General features: G+C 67.1%; 13 protein-coding genes and 2 pseudogenes. 6 read left to right on the top strand and 9 right to left on the bottom strand.

Annotated elements, in window-relative coordinates; all coding sequences use genetic code 11:
- Positions 1–36: 36 nt before the first annotated feature.
- Entirely contained in the window at positions 37–1,584 is a 1,548-nt protein-coding gene (locus ACJASC_RS08595) for a hypothetical protein (RefSeq protein ID WP_415145216.1), read from the bottom strand.
- 1 nt (position 1,585) lies between these two features.
- On the bottom strand, positions 1,586–2,317 hold the full coding sequence (locus ACJASC_RS08600) for a hypothetical protein (RefSeq protein ID WP_415145218.1): 732 nt from the start codon (positions 2,315–2,317) through the stop codon (positions 1,586–1,588).
- Between the two features lie 443 nt (positions 2,318–2,760).
- On the opposite strand from ACJASC_RS08600, the pseudogene ACJASC_RS08605 reads away from it, so the two are divergent.
- Positions 2,761–2,844: pseudogene (locus ACJASC_RS08605) on the top strand (transposase); the annotation flags it as partial.
- A 19-nt stretch (positions 2,845–2,863) separates the two neighbouring features.
- A pseudogene (locus tag ACJASC_RS08610) lies at positions 2,864–3,424 on the top strand (substrate-binding domain-containing protein); the annotation flags it as partial.
- Between the two features lie 45 nt (positions 3,425–3,469).
- Here the strand turns inward: ACJASC_RS08610 and fahA are convergent.
- From fahA to ACJASC_RS08640, 6 genes are all read right to left on the bottom strand, one after another.
- The gene (gene fahA, locus ACJASC_RS08615) at positions 3,470–4,738 is read right to left on the bottom strand and encodes a fumarylacetoacetase (protein ID WP_415145220.1); all 1,269 of its coding nucleotides are present in this window, start codon (positions 4,736–4,738) and stop codon (positions 3,470–3,472) included.
- Positions 4,735–6,105, bottom strand: coding sequence for a homogentisate 1,2-dioxygenase (gene hmgA, locus ACJASC_RS08620; RefSeq protein ID WP_415145222.1), 1,371 nt, complete (start codon positions 6,103–6,105; stop codon positions 4,735–4,737). Before hmgA ends, fahA begins: the two co-directional genes overlap by 4 nt.
- A 3-nt stretch (positions 6,106–6,108) precedes the next feature.
- Positions 6,109–7,215, bottom strand: coding sequence for a 4-hydroxyphenylpyruvate dioxygenase (gene hppD / locus ACJASC_RS08625; protein WP_415145224.1), 1,107 nt, complete (start codon positions 7,213–7,215; stop codon positions 6,109–6,111).
- 188 nt (positions 7,216–7,403) lie between these two features.
- Complete coding sequence (locus tag ACJASC_RS08630) at positions 7,404–8,270, bottom strand: hypothetical protein (RefSeq protein ID WP_415145226.1); 867 nt, start codon at positions 8,268–8,270, stop codon at positions 7,404–7,406.
- Between the two features lie 7 nt (positions 8,271–8,277).
- The gene (locus ACJASC_RS08635; RefSeq protein ID WP_415145228.1) at positions 8,278–9,867 is read right to left on the bottom strand and encodes an acyl-CoA synthetase; all 1,590 of its coding nucleotides are present in this window, start codon (positions 9,865–9,867) and stop codon (positions 8,278–8,280) included.
- The gene (locus tag ACJASC_RS08640; protein WP_415145230.1) at positions 9,864–10,760 is read right to left on the bottom strand and encodes an IclR family transcriptional regulator; all 897 of its coding nucleotides are present in this window, start codon (positions 10,758–10,760) and stop codon (positions 9,864–9,866) included. The genes ACJASC_RS08635 and ACJASC_RS08640 overlap by 4 nt, the downstream gene beginning before the upstream one ends.
- Positions 10,761–10,865: 105 nt before the next feature.
- Between ACJASC_RS08640 and ACJASC_RS08645 the strand changes: the two genes are divergently transcribed.
- The 4 genes from ACJASC_RS08645 (at position 10,866) to ACJASC_RS08660 (ending at position 14,528) form a co-directional block, all read left to right on the top strand.
- Positions 10,866–11,870 (top strand): DctP family TRAP transporter solute-binding subunit, encoded by a 1,005-nt coding sequence (locus tag ACJASC_RS08645; RefSeq protein WP_415145232.1) that lies wholly within the window; start codon positions 10,866–10,868, stop codon positions 11,868–11,870.
- Between the two features lie 72 nt (positions 11,871–11,942).
- Positions 11,943–12,434: a TRAP transporter small permease gene (locus ACJASC_RS08650; protein ID WP_415145234.1), complete on the top strand. Its 492-nt coding sequence runs from the start codon at positions 11,943–11,945 to the stop codon at positions 12,432–12,434.
- Positions 12,427–13,758 (top strand): TRAP transporter large permease, encoded by a 1,332-nt coding sequence (locus ACJASC_RS08655; protein ID WP_415145236.1) that lies wholly within the window; start codon positions 12,427–12,429, stop codon positions 13,756–13,758. Before ACJASC_RS08650 ends, ACJASC_RS08655 begins: the two co-directional genes overlap by 8 nt.
- A 14-nt stretch (positions 13,759–13,772) precedes the next feature.
- Positions 13,773–14,528, top strand: coding sequence for an SDR family NAD(P)-dependent oxidoreductase (locus ACJASC_RS08660; RefSeq protein WP_415145332.1), 756 nt, complete (start codon positions 13,773–13,775; stop codon positions 14,526–14,528).
- Positions 14,529–14,548: 20 nt separating this feature from the next.
- On the opposite strand, the gene ACJASC_RS08665 is transcribed toward ACJASC_RS08660, so the two are convergent.
- Positions 14,549–15,112, bottom strand: a complete 564-nt coding sequence (locus ACJASC_RS08665) for a hypothetical protein (RefSeq protein WP_415145237.1) — start codon at positions 15,110–15,112, stop codon at positions 14,549–14,551.
- Positions 15,113–15,131: the final 19 nt, after the last annotated feature.

A 15,131-nucleotide genomic window follows, 5' to 3' on the forward strand; every position in this document is an offset into this window, starting at 1 on the left:
ACCGGAGAGGCCGGATAGGGTCGATGCGCTGCCGGTTCAATTGTGTCGGCCCCGACCGTCAACCAGCCGGTACTCCTTGACATAGGCAAGGATGGCTCGACGTGCCCTGAAAGTGAGCCATGCGAGAATGACGCCGAATTGTATGGTAAGAACGGATGCAGGGGCGATGGGCGTGATGAAGGCCATGATCAATAGGAAGGTGACGAGAACCAGAAGAAAGGTCGGCCCTTCCGGTCGCACATTCGCCACGCGGTAGATCATGTAGGGATACCAACGCCCGAGACAGATCGCGGCGATCAACGCCGCCCCGCTCGGCGTGGCCGATGCCAGCACGCCGTAGATGCCAAGCCGAAGGGTCTGCAACAGGGGATAGAGGACGGACCGGCTATCTGGCGCGCTGCGGTTGAAGATCCGGAAAAACAGGAAGATCGCGCCAAAGAGACCTCCGATGAGGGCCACATCGACAACAACGACCTTCGCGAGTGCGATGAGCGGCAGCGAGCCTTGGACCTCGGCGATGTTCAAAAGCACCGCGCCCAAGACCGAGACCGCGATAGCCACGGCGAACGCACCGACGACGCTGAACCGGCGGGCGTGATCTTCGTAGCCCGAATGAAGTGTCGGACGCTTTTCCCATTTCGAGCCCGAGACGTCGTTATCGACGTAACCGGCTTCGTAGACCGCGAACACGGCAAGATGGATCAAAGCCAAGCCCAACGCGGCAAGCACGGGCTGCGGCATATCCCAGGCATAGGCCAGCACGATGGCCACGATGTCATATTTGATGACGCCGTTCAGCAGGTAGCGCTGTCCCGGACGCTTGGCCCTCTCCATATAGCGGAAAGGGATGTAGAGGTCGGCGAATGGCGCGGCAACGCGCGCATCGGACCAGGCCGCAACGACCGGAACGGCGCAGGCATCAAGAAGATCCCGGTCGTTCTCGCTGTTGGTGATCACCGTCGAACCCGCCACGGCCCCCTTGCCGAATGCCTGCTCAAGATGTTTGCGCTTGCCGGTCGATCGAAGCCGAAAGCCGCCCAGGAAGGTTCCGCAGACAAGGGGAACACCGGGGAGCAGCCGGTCGTGCAATGGTCGGACCACCGCCCCGAACCCGAGCGACACGACGGCGGTCGGGCGATTGGCGGGTTGCTTCAAAAGGTTGATCAGAGGCGTGTTCGCACTCTCGCGGGCGATGCGCGGGGCATGGTGCCAGCGCCACAGCGGCAGGCTCCACGGCATCAGGATCGTCGGGATCACGACCCTGAGCCAGTCGTGATAGACGTGCTTCCTGCGATCGCCGGGAAAGAGCAGCCAGACGCGAGACAGGGTGATGAGCTTCAGGATGAACCAAGCCAACATACGTGGCCGCAGGCTTCGAAGGTAGGCGGCCGTGGAATTGTCGAGCAGCAATGTTTCATCGAAATCGACGAACAAACCGCCGCGCCCCCTGAGCGTGAGCGCGGCTTCGACCTCGGCCAAGGGCGTGACGGGGATGTCCTCGGGCTCAGGACTGCCCGGGTTTCGGGCATCGGCGCTGGCTCTTAATGGGTCCGCCTGCCCTACAGGCTGAAAGAAGGAGATCATCTTACGGGCCCCACTCGGCGAGCGCCGCACGGTGAATTTCCATATCCTTGGCGTAGAACGTCTTAATGAACCGCTCCACATCCTCTCCAAAAGATAGGCTGGCAAAGGCGTTTGACACCCCCCGGAGCGGGCCGACCCGCTTCGACAGCATAAAAATGCGTTGACGGGCGGGTTCAGACACGACGCGCCGGTAAGTCGAGGCCAAACGACGGTGTACGCCACGCAAGCGGCCATGTGAGGCCAGGCTTGCACCTGCCCACGCGGTCGTCTGGTCGTTCAGACCGAATGTCTCGCCAAGCCGCGACCAGAGTGCGTCGAGACGCTCGATCGGAAAGACGGCGGTGACAACGCGATGGTCATCAAGATCGACATGGTCGGACTGCCGCATGAAGTTGATATGTTCGAGATCGACGAAGGCGTCGCGCGTGTCGAGCCGTTTCACCACCTCGATTGCTTCGCGCTGCAGATCCTCGGGGTGGATGTCGGTGGCTTCGTACCCCTTGAACTCTTGCAACCGTTGGATGAGTGCTGATATGAAACAGGCTCGCGGATCGTGAACGACCGCAAAGCTCGGGCCGGAGAGTATCAGCGCCCAGGTAGCCGGGAAGTTGTCTCTCAGGATCTGCAAGGGAAGATGCGCCAGGTGAATGTCGCCCAACCGAGGGTGCCGCACGATGTGCTCGCCTCCTCCATCGCAGCGCCGCGACGCCAATTCGGGCAGGTCGCTCGACAAGGTCGCTCGGGGAAAAGTCGCCACGCCTTCGAGCATATCGGCACTGGTGACGCTGGCACATTTTGGACTGTGAACAGGACCGGGCCGAAGGGTGGGAGCGTGAAGCATGTCAGCCTGCAAAATTTACAATTCGTTAACTGTTATTACCTAACGTCTCAGGGGACTAGCGATTAGGCCCCTGAATCTCATCAAAGTGTTTCGCGTACGAAACGGTGCAGAACCGGAACCATCTTATGAGAGCCATGTTTATGTTGGTCTCTTCCGCGCCGGATGAGGTGTTCGCTTTGCGAAGGTTTCCCGAGCCGGCGATCCTATCCCCGACTGGTCCTGTCGCCGTCTCACCGGACATTCGGGCGGTTGCGGTTTGATCTGCGATGAATTTTCGGGTGATTAGCCCTGTGGTTCGTGGACGCCTTCTTAGCTGGTTTTGAGACAAAAAGGCCATGATGAGCAGCAGCAGGTTCAGCGACGAGTTCAAGCGGGACGCGGTCGCGCAGGTCATCGAGCGAGGCTACCCGGTCAGGGAAGGTCCGTGACGGCGGGCGGATCGTCAGCCCGGCATCAGGTTGCCCGCCGTGGCCTCCTGATCAGGCTTGGACCTCTCCGAAAGTCGGCGCTCTTACACCAGTCGGTGGGGCACCATCCGCGGAACTTGAGCACCGCGACATCGCCTATCTTTGCGGCCCCGAAGGCAACGTGCTCGACACCGAGCGCCGCGCCGGTGTGGCCTGGGCGCTGGCCGCGCATGGGCTGGTGCTGCCCGAGGCGCGTTTCGGATCGGGGGACTTCTCGCTCGAGGCCAGGCGCGTGGCGGCCGCGTTCGTGGCGCTGCCGCGCCGCCCCACGGCTGTGATCTGCGCCTCGAACTAGCTCGCCATCGGCCTTGCCTCGGCGCTTCATGCGCGCGGGCTGCGGGTGCCCGAAGACCTGTCGCTGATCGGCTTCGACGACATCCAGACGGCCGAGTTCATGATCCCGCCGCTCACCACCGTGCGGCAGGACCGGCTTCAGATCGGCGCGCAGGCGGCGGGGCTGCTGCTGCGCCAGCTTGCCGGAGCCAACTGCGCCCCCGACAAGATCGTCACCCTGCCGGTGTCGTTCCAGATCCGAAACTCGACAACGGCCCCGCGACCGGCGCATAGGCCGACCGGCTCAAACAGGCGGCTCGGGGGCGGGCAGGATCGTTCCCTCGCACGTGCCAAAACCGATCCGCACCGCCCCCTTGCACCAGCCGCGCAGGCGCACCGTGTCGCCATCCTCCAGAAATCCGCGCCGCACCCCGTCGAGATCGAGCGGCTCGCGGCCATTTCGCGTCAACTCCAGAAGCGAGCCGCAACTGTCGTGGGTCGGACCCGAGATCGTGCCGGACCCCAAGAGATCGCCCGTCTCCATGGCGCAGCCCGAGATCGCGTGATGGACCAGCTGCTGCGCCGGGGCGTAGTAGAGATGCCGGGCGTTGCTGTGGCTGACCGTCCGCGCCGCGCCGCCCGCGGGGGCGAGGTCGATGGCCAGATCGATGTCGTAATTGCAGTCCATCGGCTCGCGCAGATAGGGCAACAGCGGCGTCGCCCGGTCCGGTGTCGGTACCCGGTAGGGCTCCAGCGCCTCGCGCGTGACGATCCATGGGCCGATCGTGGTGCCGAAAGCCTTGGCCTGAAACGGACCGAGCGGCTGGTATTCCCAAAGCTGCACGTCCCGCGCCGACCAGTCGTTGAGCAGCACGAAGCCGAAGATCATCTCCTGCGCCTGCGCCACCGTTACCGGCTGGCCCATCCGCGATGGCGTGCCGACGAGGGTGCCCAACTCCAGCTCGAGGTCGAGCCGGGCGGTGGGGGCCAGGCGCGGCGCCACGTCCTCCGGTCCCTTGATCTGGCCCAGCGGGCGGCGGATGCCGGTGCCCGAGACCACCACCGTCGAGGCGCGCCCGTTATAGCCGATCGGGATATGCGACCAGTTCGGCAAGAGGGCGTTTTCGGGGTCGCGGAACATCGCGCCGACATTGGTCGCGTGCTCCTTCGAGGCATAGAAATCGGTGAAGCCGCGCAGGTAGACCGGCAGGTGCATCCGCACCGCGTCCTGCCGCAGCAGCACCAGGTCGGCGCGCGGGCCCGCCTTGGCATCAAGCAGGTCCGCCACCGCCGCGCGGACGCGCGACCACTCGTCGGGCCCGAGCGCCATCAGCGCGTTGAGCGTGCCACCGTCGAAGACCGGCGGTTCTGCGGGCCGTAGGAGACCCGCCGCCTCGGTGGCGGTGAGATCGAGGATCATCTCGCCGATCGCCACGCCGACCCGGCGCGGCCCACCGCCTTCGGAGAACACGCCGTAAGGCAGGTTCTGGATCGGGAAATCCGTGCCCTTGGCGTTGGCGCTCTCGACCCAGCTGCGGCGGGCGGGGTCGTGGGTGGCGTTTCGCCCGGTCATTCGCCCCGCCAGTCGCGGCGCTCGGGGTCGAAATGGTTGCGCAGCGAGGCCCAGACCTTGGGATAGCCCGCCTGCAGCGTCGACAGCCCCGCGGCATGGCGCGTCACCTGCTGCGGAAAGCGGGTCTCGAACATGAAGGCCATGGTGTTGGTGAGCCGCTCCGGACCCAGATCCTTGAGCGAGGCCTTGTAGAACGCCTCTGCATCGGGTCCGTGCGGCAGCATCATGTTGTGGATCGACATGCCCCCCGGCACGAAGCCCTCCGGCTTGGCATCATAGACCCCTTCGATCAGCCCCATGAACTCGGACATGATGTTCATGTGATACCATGGCGGCCGGAACGAGTTCTCGGCCACCAGCCAGCGCGGCGGGAAGATCACGAAGTCGATATTTGCGGTGCCCGGCTCGCCGCTGGGGGCGGTCAGCACGGTGAAGATCGACGGATCGGCGTGGTCGTTCAGGATCGGCCCCACCGGCGAGTAATGCCGCAGATTGTACTTGTAGGGCGCGTAATTGCCGTGCCAAGCCACCACGTCGAGCGGGCTGTGATCGATCTCGCAGCGGTGGAACTGGCCGCACCACTTCACGGTCAGACCGTGGCACGTGCCGTCGCGGCGCTCATAGGCCGCGACGGGGGTTAGAAAATCGCGCGGATTGGCGAGGCAGTTCGCGCCGATCGGACCGCGTTCGGGCACCGAAAAGGCCCCGCCGTAATTCTCGCAGACATAGCCGCGGCACTTGGCGTCGCCGTTCAGGAGCACCTTGTACTTGAGGCCGCGCGGCAGCACCGCGATCTCGCCCGGAGCGATGTCGATCACGCCCATCTCGGTGAAGAAGCGCAGCCTGCCGATCTCGGGCACCACCAGCATCTCGCCATCGGCGTTGTAAAAGGCTTCGGTCTCCATGCTTTCGGTGACGGCATAGGTGTGGATCGCAAAGCCCGTCTGGGTCAGCACGTCGCCGCCGGTGGCGATGCTGCGCATGCCCTCAAGCCATGTGCCCGCATCCTCGGGGATCGGCGCCGGGTCCCAGCGCATCGGGGCCAGCGGCAGGCCGCTTTCGTCGGGCGTGGGAGCCGAGCGGAACAGCGGCAGGTCGATCCGTCGCATCCGGGCGATGTGCCGCACCGAGGGCCGCATCCGGTAGAGCCACGTCCGTTCGTTCGAGGCGCGTGGCGCGGTGAAGGGCGTGCCGGACAGTTGCTCGGCATAAAGTCCGTAAGGGCAGCGCTGCGGCGAGTTCTGCCCGATCGGCAGCGCGCCCTCGATGGCCTCGGTTTCGAAATCATTGCCGAAGCCGGGCATGTAGCCCTCGTTGTAGCGCGCCCGGCTCCGGGCGATGACGATATCCTCCTCGGGGGCGTCCATGGCTCAGGCCTCGGCCTTGAGAACGCCGCGTTGGATCTGGTCGGCCTCGATCGACTCGAACAGCGCCTTGAAGTTGCCTTCGCCGAAACCGTCATCGCCCTTGCGCTGGATGAATTCGAAGAAGATCGGCCCGATCACCGTCTTGGAAAAGACCTGCAGCAGGATCCGCGTGGTGCCGCCATCGACCACGCCTTCGCCGTCGATCAGGATGCCGTGTTTCTTCAGACCGTCGATCGGCTCCTGATGGCCGGTGACGCGGTCGTGGCTCATCTCGTAATAGGTCGCGGGCGGCGGCGGCATGAAGGCGATGCCCTTTTCAGCGATCCGGTCGGTGGCCGCATAGATGTCTTCGGTGCCGACGGCGATGTGCTGGATCCCCTCGCCCTTGTAGGCGCGCAGGTACTCCTCGATCTGGCTGTTCTCGTCGGCGCTTTCGTTGATCGGGATGCGGATCTTGCCGTCGGGCGAGGTCAGCGCCCGGCTCGTCAGGCCGGTCTGCCTGCCCTTGATGTCGAAGAAGCGGATCTCGCGGAAATTGAAGGCCTTGGCGTAGAAGTCGTACCATGTCGACATGTTGCCGCGCGCGACGTTGTGGGTGAGATGGTCAAGATAGTAGAACCCCGCACCCTCGGGCCGGGGATCGCGTTCGCCCAGCCACGTGTACTCCTCCTCGTAGCACGAGCCCCCTTCGCCATAGGTCTCGACGAAATACAAAAGCGAGCCGCCGATGCCGATCACCGCGGGCACGTCGAGCGATTTGCCCGGGCCGGTATATTCCTCGGCTCCGTAATCGAGCGCGCATTTCAAAGCGTGCGTCGCATCGACCACGCGCCACGCCATCGCGGGCGCGCAGGGGCCGTGTCGCTCGACGAAGCTGGCGGCATGGCTGCCCGGTTCGCGGTTGACGAGATAGTTGATCCCGCCCTGCCGGTAGAGCGAGATGTCCTTGGTCTTGTGCCGGGCCACCTCCTCGTAGCCCATGCTTTCGAACAAGGTCTCGAGCCGGCCCCGCTCGGGATGGGCGAACTCGACGAACTCGAACCCGTCGGTCCCCGCCCTGTTCTGCTCGTTGATCTCGGCCTTCGGCGCATCATGCGGAAACGGTCCCATGGACTCCCCCCTTGAAAAGCGCATGGGTTGCGTGCCCCACCATGCTGTCCAAGACGCCCGGCCCGCGGGATGGCCCGGATCGGGGCCATGAAGAAAGGTTAGTGGGGCAAATGGTGCGTCGTCAACATGGATTGCGCGAGCGCAATATGGCCGGTCGGTGGCCCGGGCCGACCTTATCGCGTCGAGCCTCAGCCCCCGATCAACAGCAGTTCACCGGTGACGCAGATCGCATTGCCGCCCTCGCGCAGGAGGCCCCGCGACGGGCCGCCGTCGAAACCGATGGCGGCCGCCGAGATGCGCGCGCGCCCCGCCTGCATCTCGCCTTGCGTCACCAGCATCTCGGTGGCGAGGCTGTCGAGGTCAGTGGCGTCGGCGAAAGTGGCCCCTACCAGGCTGCCCAACCCCTCGATCCGCGCCCGCTGCAACCCGTGCCGCGCGGCCGCCTCGGCAAGACCCGCATGCAGATCGACATGCGGTCTGAGCGCGCAGAGCACCGTGGGCAGCCCGCCCGCCGGTTCGTTCGCCAGACCGTCCTTCGGATCGGCCACGCCCTGCGGCGCAAAGAGCGAGAACCCCGTTTCGGCATCGGCCTCGACCGAAAACATGGCACCGCGCAGCCCCCAGCCCTCGGCCTCGACCTCCGCGTCGAGGTGGCATTCGGAGCCGAGCAGGTGCCCCATCCGCACGGCATCCTCATCGGCCCCGCGCCACAGCCCATGACCATGCACGAAAGGCGTGCCGCCGCGGCGGCCCAGATGCACGCCCGCCTCCGCTATCCGGGCCGGTGCGAGCCGCCGGGTCGCACTGTACCATGCCACCGGCCCATGACCGGGGGCGGGGGCGGGGGCGGGGCGGACATAGTCGATCCGCGCCATGCCGACATCGCGCAGCCGCAGATACCCCGCCTCGAACCCCTGCTCCGCAAAGGCCTCGGCCACCGCCCGGTCGAAGGGAAGCCCCGCGCGCAGCCGCAGCCGCAGCGGATGTGCCCGGCAGGCATGGCTCGCGATGCGCAGGGCGCGCGGCGGGCCGGGATGGCGGGGCGGTTCGATCATCGCGTGATCACGGGGCGATCTCGCCGTGCGCGACGAGGGCCTCGCGGATCATCTTCTTGGTGATCTTGCCATAGCCGGATTTCGGCATCCGATCCCAGAACACCACCCGGCGCGGCAGCTTGTAGCGCGCGATCCGCGTCGCCAGCCACGCCAGCAGCGCCGCCTCGTCGCACCCTGCCCCGCCTCGGCTCACGCAGACCGCGAGGCCGACCTCGCCCCAGACCGGGTCGGGTACGCCGAGCACCGCCACCTCCGAGATGTCGGGATGCATGAGGATCTTTTCCTCGATCTCGCGCGGATGGATGTTCGAGCCGCCCGAGATGTACATGTCCGAGGCCCGGCCCGTGAGGTAGAGAAACCCCTCTTCGTCCATATGGCCCAGATCGCCGGTGAGGAACCAACCGTCGCGGAACGCCTTGGCGTTGGCCTCCGGGTTGTCGAAATAGCCCGCGAAGACCGCCGGGCCGATCACCGCGATCTCCCCCGTCTCGTGCGGCGCGCAGGCCCGGCCCGCCGCGTCCTGCACCTGCACCTGCATGCCGGTGCGTGCGAAACCGCAGGTGCCGATCCGCATGGCCCCGTCATCGGCATGGTGATGCGCGGGCGGCAGCACGGTGATGTTGCCCGTCACCTCGCCAAGGCCGAAATACTGCACCAGCACCGGACCCAACGCCTCGATCGCCCGGATCTGGTCGGCGCGGTACATCGGCGCGCCCGCATAGACCAGATGGCGCAGCGAGGAATGGTCATGCGCCGCGATGGCGGGGTGTTCGACCAGCATCTTGACGATGGTCGGCACCGTGAAGGCGTTGGTGACGCGCCATTTCGCGACCAGCCGCCAGATCTCCTCGGGGTCGAACGTCTCGCCCACGGGCAGGATCGTCTTCACGCCGCGCGCCACCTGGCTCAACTGGTGGATGCCCGCCCCGTGCGACAGCGGCGCCACGACGAGCGAGGCGTCCGCTTCGGTGGTGCCGGGCATCAGGTCGCACAGATGGTTGTTGATCACGAAGGCAAGCTGGCCATGTGTCAGCACCGCCGCCTTGGGTCGCCCCGTGGTGCCGGAGGTGAAGAAGAACCACGCGGGCGTATCGCGCCCCACCGCGACCGGGGTCGGCGCGTGCCCAGCGTGCCGCGCCACCAGCGCCTCGTAATCGGGCGCGAACGGGGCCGCGCCGATCGCCACGGTGAACTCGGCCTCGCAGGCGGCAGCGTGATCGGCGAACCCCGCGCCGCAGATCAGCCCGCGCGCGCCAGAGGCCCGCGCCAGCCATGCGACCTCCTCCGGCGACTGCCGGAAATTGGCGGGCACCCAGACCGCGCCGACGCGCCAGCAGGCGAACATCGCCTCGAACATCTGGTTGCAATTGGCCGACTGCACGAGGAGCCGGTCGCCCGGCCGCACCCCGAACTCGTGCAGCAGCGCCTGCGCGAAGGCGGCCGAGCGCGCCTCCATCTCGCAAAAGCTCCAGCGCGCCTCGCCCCAGACGAAACCCACCGCCGCGCCGTGCCGCCGCGCGGTCTCGCCCAGAAGCTGCGACAGGTTCATCACCCTGTCTGAAACCGGCGTCATGTTCGGCCAAGGTGTCGCGTTCATTGCCCCGATCCTTCTGATTGCGGTGCGGTCGCATAGGCGCGCGCCAGCCGTGCCTCGATCCGTGCCGCCGCCGCCGTCAGGAGCGGCGCGAACGCCTCCGAGCGGGGCGGCTGCATCCGCCCGGCCACGGCGGCGATCGACACCGCGCCCGCGACGCCGCCATCGGGGCGGCGCAGCGCCACGCCGATGCCCCAGCTGTCGGGAAAGACGAGGCCGGGATTGAGAGCGTACCCCGCCTCGCGGGCCCGCGCCGCGAGTTCGCGCAGCCGCTCGGGCGGCAGGGCCGGGTAATCGCGCGCGAGCACCTCGCGGTTCGCCTCGAGCACCGCCTCGGCCTCGCCCGGCGGCAGCGCCGCGAGCATCGCCAGCGACCCCGCGCCGACGCCCAACGGATGCCGCGCGCCGGGCATCAGGGCATGGGTGCGGATCGGATAGGCCCCCTCCTCGCGCTGCAGGCAGACCGCCGCATCGCCGCGCCGCACCGACAAGAAGGCGGTGTCGCCGCTGTCGCGCGCCAGATCCGCCAGCGCGTCGCCCGCCATTTCCGCAAGACCATGGCGCACCGCCGCGAGGGTGCCCAGAACATAGCTCTCCTGCCCGAGCCTGTAGCGCCGCCGGCCCGTTTCCTGCTCAATCATCCCCGCCCGGATCAGCGCCAGCATCAGCCGCCGCACCGTCGGCTTGTTGAGCCCGCTCATCGCCACCAGCGCCGAAAGCGGCACCCCCTCTTCCGGCTGCCGCCCGACGAGACGCAAGAGCCCGAGCGCACGGTCCACGCTCTGCGCGCCGCCGCTGCCCTGCCCTTCCACGATGTGGACCTCGGCCCTTCTCGCCTCTCCCAAAACGATCTCCTCCTGCCCGCCATGTTCAGGCGCGCCGCATGTTTTTGGCAAGTTCTACTTGTTCGATGCGGCGTAATTTGCTCCATGATGTGGAACGCACCGCTCGGGGAGGAGCGGCGAGGCCTTCGGGTCCGCATCATATAGGGGAGGAATCGCATGACATTCGCAAAGCTGGGCGCGCTCACCGTGGCGTCGATCGTGGCCGGGGGCCTGATGAGCGGGGCCGCCTTTGCCGAAACGCTGCGGCTGTCGCATAACACCGGCGACACCACGACCTGGCACAAAGGCGCCGAGCGTTTCGCCGAGCTTCTCTCCGAAAAGACGGGCGGCGAGATCGACGCGCGGGTCTTTCCCAACGCCCAGCTTTCGGGCGGCGACCAGATGCGGCAGGCCGAGATGGTCGGGCGCGGCGCGCTCGATCTCGTGGTGACTTCGGCGATCAACGTGACACCTCTGGTGCCCGAGATGGCGGTGTTCTCGCTGCCCTATCTCTATGCCGATTACGCGCAGGTCGACGCGACCACCCAAGGCCCCGCCGCCGACATGCTCGAAGACATCCTGCGCGACAAGGGCATCGAGGTCCTCGCCTGGGGCGAGAACGGGTTTCGCGAGGTGACCAATTCGGTCCGCCCGATCAAGTCGCCCGAGGACATGAAGGGCCTCAACATGCGCGTCGCCGGGCCGATGTATATCGACGTGATGAACGCGCTCGGCGCCAACCCGCAGCAGATGCAATGGGGCGAGACGCTGACCGCGCTGCAGCAGGGCGTGGTCGACGGGCAGGAAAACCCGATCGGCGCGGTGATCATCCCGCAGCAGGTCTACGAGGTGCAGGACCACCTGACCGCGTGGCACTACTCCTACGACCCGATCTTCCTCGGCATCTCCAAGGCCAAGTGGGACAGCTACGACGCCGACACCCAAGAGCAGATCCGCGCCGCCGCCGAAGAGGCGATGAGCTACCAGCGCGAGATCACCCGCCAGAGCACCGAGGAAGGCATCGCCTTTCTGCGCGACAAGGGCATGGAGGTCTACGAGCCCACCGAGGCCGAGCTCGCCGCCTTCCGCGAGGCGACCCAGCCTGCCTTCGACCAGTGGTCCGAAAAGGTCGGCCCCGAGATCGTCGCCGCCTTCAAGGACGCCATCGCCACGGCCCAGTGACCCGACCGTCGGGGCGGCCCCACGCCGCCCCACCCAGACCGCCCGTCCCGTCCAGACCCTTCGGAGAGCCGCATGTTGGGCTTCATCCTGCGCGACGCGGAGAAGATCGTCTGCGCCGCGATCTTCCTCGCCATGACGCTGCTTGGCTTTGCCAATGTGGTGGTGCGCTACGGCACGAACTATTCGCTCGCCGCGACCGAAGAGCTGCTGACCAACGGTTTTCTGCTGCTCACCATCTTCGGTGCGGCCATCGCGGCGCGGCGCGGCGAGCATCTGGCGGTGACTCTGGTGGCCGACGCTCTGCCGCGGCCTTTGGGGCGCGCGGTGTTCGTGCTGTCGCTGGCGTTGTCGGCGCTGCTCCTGGCGATGTCGGCGTGGTTCTCTTGGCAGGTGCTGGCGAATTTGTGGGGCAACGGCATGCGCTCCTACGCGCTCGGCCTGCCCGCGTGGTACTATCAGGCCGCGGTGCCCTTCGGCTTTGCGCTGGTGCTGCTGCGCTACCTGCAACATGCATTCGCCACCCTGCGCGGCGCGCCGGATCGCGGGTCGATCCCCGATGTCTGAGATCTTCGGCCTTTCGGCGGGAAGCCAGATGGTGCTGGCCTTTTTCGGGCTGATGGCGCTGCGGGTGCCGGTGGCCTTCGCGCTCGGGCTCTCGGCGATGTACGCGATGTGGCGCATCGGCTTCGGCTTCGATCTGGCGGGCGACCTGATCGCCACCGGCATCACCAAGTATTCGCTGCTCGCCATTCCCTTCTTCATCCTCGCGGGCACGCTGATGGGATCGCTCGGCATCGCCGAGAGGATGATCCGGTTCTTTCGGGTGCTGATCGGCTCGACCCCCGGCGGCATGGGGGTGGTCGGCACGGTGGTCTGCCTGTTCTGGGGCGCGGTGAGCGGCTCGGGTCCGGCTTCGGTCGCCGCCATCGGCCCGATGATCATCAAGGGCATGGAGGAGGACGGCTATCCGCGCGCCTATGCCGCCGGTCTCGTCTGCACCGGCGCCGCCCTGTCGATCGTGATCCCGCCCTCGATCGGGCTGGTGATCTACGGCGTCATCGCCGAGACCTCGATCTCGCGGCTGTTCATCGCCGCCATCCTGCCGGGTCTGGTGATGGGTCTGGCCATGCTGGCGGTGCTGCCGCTGGCGAACCGCGCGGGCGCGCCCGCCCACAGCCCCGCGCTCGCCGCCCTCGCGCCCGCGCCTGACGCGGCGCGGCCCTATGGCCGCCGCCTCTGGTCGGCGTTTCGCGACAGCTTCTGGGGGCTGATGACGCCGGTGGTGATCCTAGGCGGCATCTATTCGGGCGTCTTCACGCCCACCGAGGCGGCGCTGGTCGCCACGGTCTATGCGCTGGCCGTGGGCGGTCTGATCTACCGCACGCTGAGCCTGCGCGGCCTTTACGACGCGCTCGCGGACGCGGCCGCCTCATCGGCCGTCGTGATGCTGGTCGTCGCCTATGCGAGCCTGTTCGGCTGGGTCGTCACGGTCGAGGATCTGGTCGGCAGCTACTCCACGGCGCTTCTGGGGATCAGCGGCAACGAATGGGTGGTCCTCGCGGTGATCATGGCAATCCTCCTGGTGGCGGGGATGTTCATGGACCCGGTGACGGTGATGTTCGTGTCGCTGCCCATCTTCCTGCCGGTGATGCGCGAACTGGGCTGGGACCCCGTCTGGTTCGGCGTCGTGGTGATGGTCAACTTAGCGATCGGGTTGATCACGCCGCCCGTCGGCATCAACCTCTATGTCGCCGCCAACGTCACCCGACTGCCGATCGAGCGGATCGCGCGCGGTGCGCTGCCGTTCCTCGGGGCGAGCCTGCTGGGTCTTGTCGTGATCGCCGCCGTGCCGGGGCTGTCGCTGGGCCTCGCGCGATTGCTGAACTGATGGGAGAGACGATCATGACCCCCAAGACCGCCCTCGTGACCGGCGCCGCGCGCGGCATCGGCCTCGCCACCACCCGGCTCTTCGTCGAAGAGGGCCGCCGCGTCGCGATGATCGACCGCGACGAAGAGGCGCTGCGCGAGGCCGCGGCGCATTTCGGCGACGCCGTGCTGCCGGTCGTCTGCGACGTGTCGCGGCCCGAGGACGTGACGCGGATGGCCAGTTCGGTGCGCGACGGGCTGGGCCGCGTCGACGCGCTGGTCAACAATGCCGGCGTCGCCGATTTCGGCCCCATAGCCGAGACCGATTTCGCCCGCTGGCGGCGGGTCATGGAAACCAATCTCGACGCGGTGTTCCTCGTGTCGCAGGAGCTTCTGGCGGATCTGTGCGCGACGCGCGGGGCGATCGTCAACATCGCCTCGATCTCGGGACTGCGCGCCAGCACGCTGCGCGTCGCCTATGGCACCTCGAAGGCGGCGGTGATCCATCTCACCAAGCAGCAGGCCGTGGAGCTGGGCGAACACGGCATCCGCGCCAACTGCGTGGCCCCCGGCCCGGTCGACACCAAGCTGGCGCTGGCGGTGCACTCCCCGCAGATCCGCGCCGCCTATCACGACGCGATGCCGCTCAACCGCTATGGCACCGAAGCCGAGATCGCCGAAGTGATCGTGTTCCTCTGCTCGGACCGGGCGAGCTATGTCACCGGTCAGGTCGTGGCCGCGGATGGCGGCTTCGAGGCCACCGGCATCGGCCTGCCGGCCCTGCGCGGCTGAGACAGGAGCGGTCCCGCGTCTCAGAAGGTATTGAGCGCCGCGCCGAGAAACAGCTCCCGCGCCTCCAGCCGGTAGCCCAGCCGGAGCCGCCAGTCGGATTGCCCCAGCCGCTTGGCCAGAACGAGGCTGCGCTCGGAATAGCCGTCATCATCGCCCGTCGCCACGGCGGCAAAGGAGATCCCCCCGGCGCTGCGGCTGGCCTCGATCATGGAGAAATAGGACAGGTCGATGCTGCCGATCTCGCCGATCAGGAAGACGCCGCCCCAATCGGTAGGGATGTAGCTTTCGGCCACCAGCTTGGCGCCGATCTCCGGATCGCCGTCAAAGCGCAGCGCCGGACCATAGCGCAGCGTGACCGCCCGGCCCCCGATCGCGACAGCGCGCGACAAGGTCGTCGAGACGCCGATCGAGCCGCCATCCGTATGGCGCGACCAGACGAAGCCGGTGGAAATGCCGTCGCGCTCGAGGCTGCCCACGGCGGTCCCGTCGGTCGGGCCGAGGTCGAATTGCAGGTATTCGCCATCGGCGCGCGCGAAACCTGTGCTCAGGCAAAGGGCAAGGGCGGTCAGGCTCGGCAGGCGCATCGGCAAGGTCTCCGGTCTG

The organism is Limimaricola cinnabarinus (assembly GCF_047631075.1).
Lineage (GTDB): Bacteria > Pseudomonadota > Alphaproteobacteria > Rhodobacterales > Rhodobacteraceae > Limimaricola > Limimaricola cinnabarinus.

What these genes read in the sequence shown, in the direction of transcription:
- ACJASC_RS08635 (WP_415145228.1), bottom strand. Translation starts at nt 9,867, where the DNA reads ATGAACGCGACACCTTGGCCGAACATGACGCCGGTTTCAGACAGGGTG.
- ACJASC_RS08660 (WP_415145332.1), top strand. Translation starts at nt 13,773, where the DNA reads ATGACCCCCAAGACCGCCCTCGTGACCGGCGCCGCGCGCGGCATCGGC.
- ACJASC_RS08650 (WP_415145234.1), top strand. Translation starts at nt 11,943, where the DNA reads ATGTTGGGCTTCATCCTGCGCGACGCGGAGAAGATCGTCTGCGCCGCG.
- hppD (WP_415145224.1), bottom strand. Translation starts at nt 7,215, where the DNA reads ATGGGACCGTTTCCGCATGATGCGCCGAAGGCCGAGATCAACGAGCAG.
- ACJASC_RS08595 (WP_415145216.1), bottom strand. Translation starts at nt 1,584, where the DNA reads ATGATCTCCTTCTTTCAGCCTGTAGGGCAGGCGGACCCATTAAGAGCC.
- hmgA (WP_415145222.1), bottom strand. Translation starts at nt 6,105, where the DNA reads ATGGACGCCCCCGAGGAGGATATCGTCATCGCCCGGAGCCGGGCGCGC.
- ACJASC_RS08630 (WP_415145226.1), bottom strand. Translation starts at nt 8,270, where the DNA reads ATGATCGAACCGCCCCGCCATCCCGGCCCGCCGCGCGCCCTGCGCATC.
- ACJASC_RS08655 (WP_415145236.1), top strand. Translation starts at nt 12,427, where the DNA reads ATGTCTGAGATCTTCGGCCTTTCGGCGGGAAGCCAGATGGTGCTGGCC.
- ACJASC_RS08645 (WP_415145232.1), top strand. Translation starts at nt 10,866, where the DNA reads ATGACATTCGCAAAGCTGGGCGCGCTCACCGTGGCGTCGATCGTGGCC.
- ACJASC_RS08665 (WP_415145237.1), bottom strand. Translation starts at nt 15,112, where the DNA reads ATGCGCCTGCCGAGCCTGACCGCCCTTGCCCTTTGCCTGAGCACAGGT.
- fahA (WP_415145220.1), bottom strand. Translation starts at nt 4,738, where the DNA reads ATGACCGGGCGAAACGCCACCCACGACCCCGCCCGCCGCAGCTGGGTC.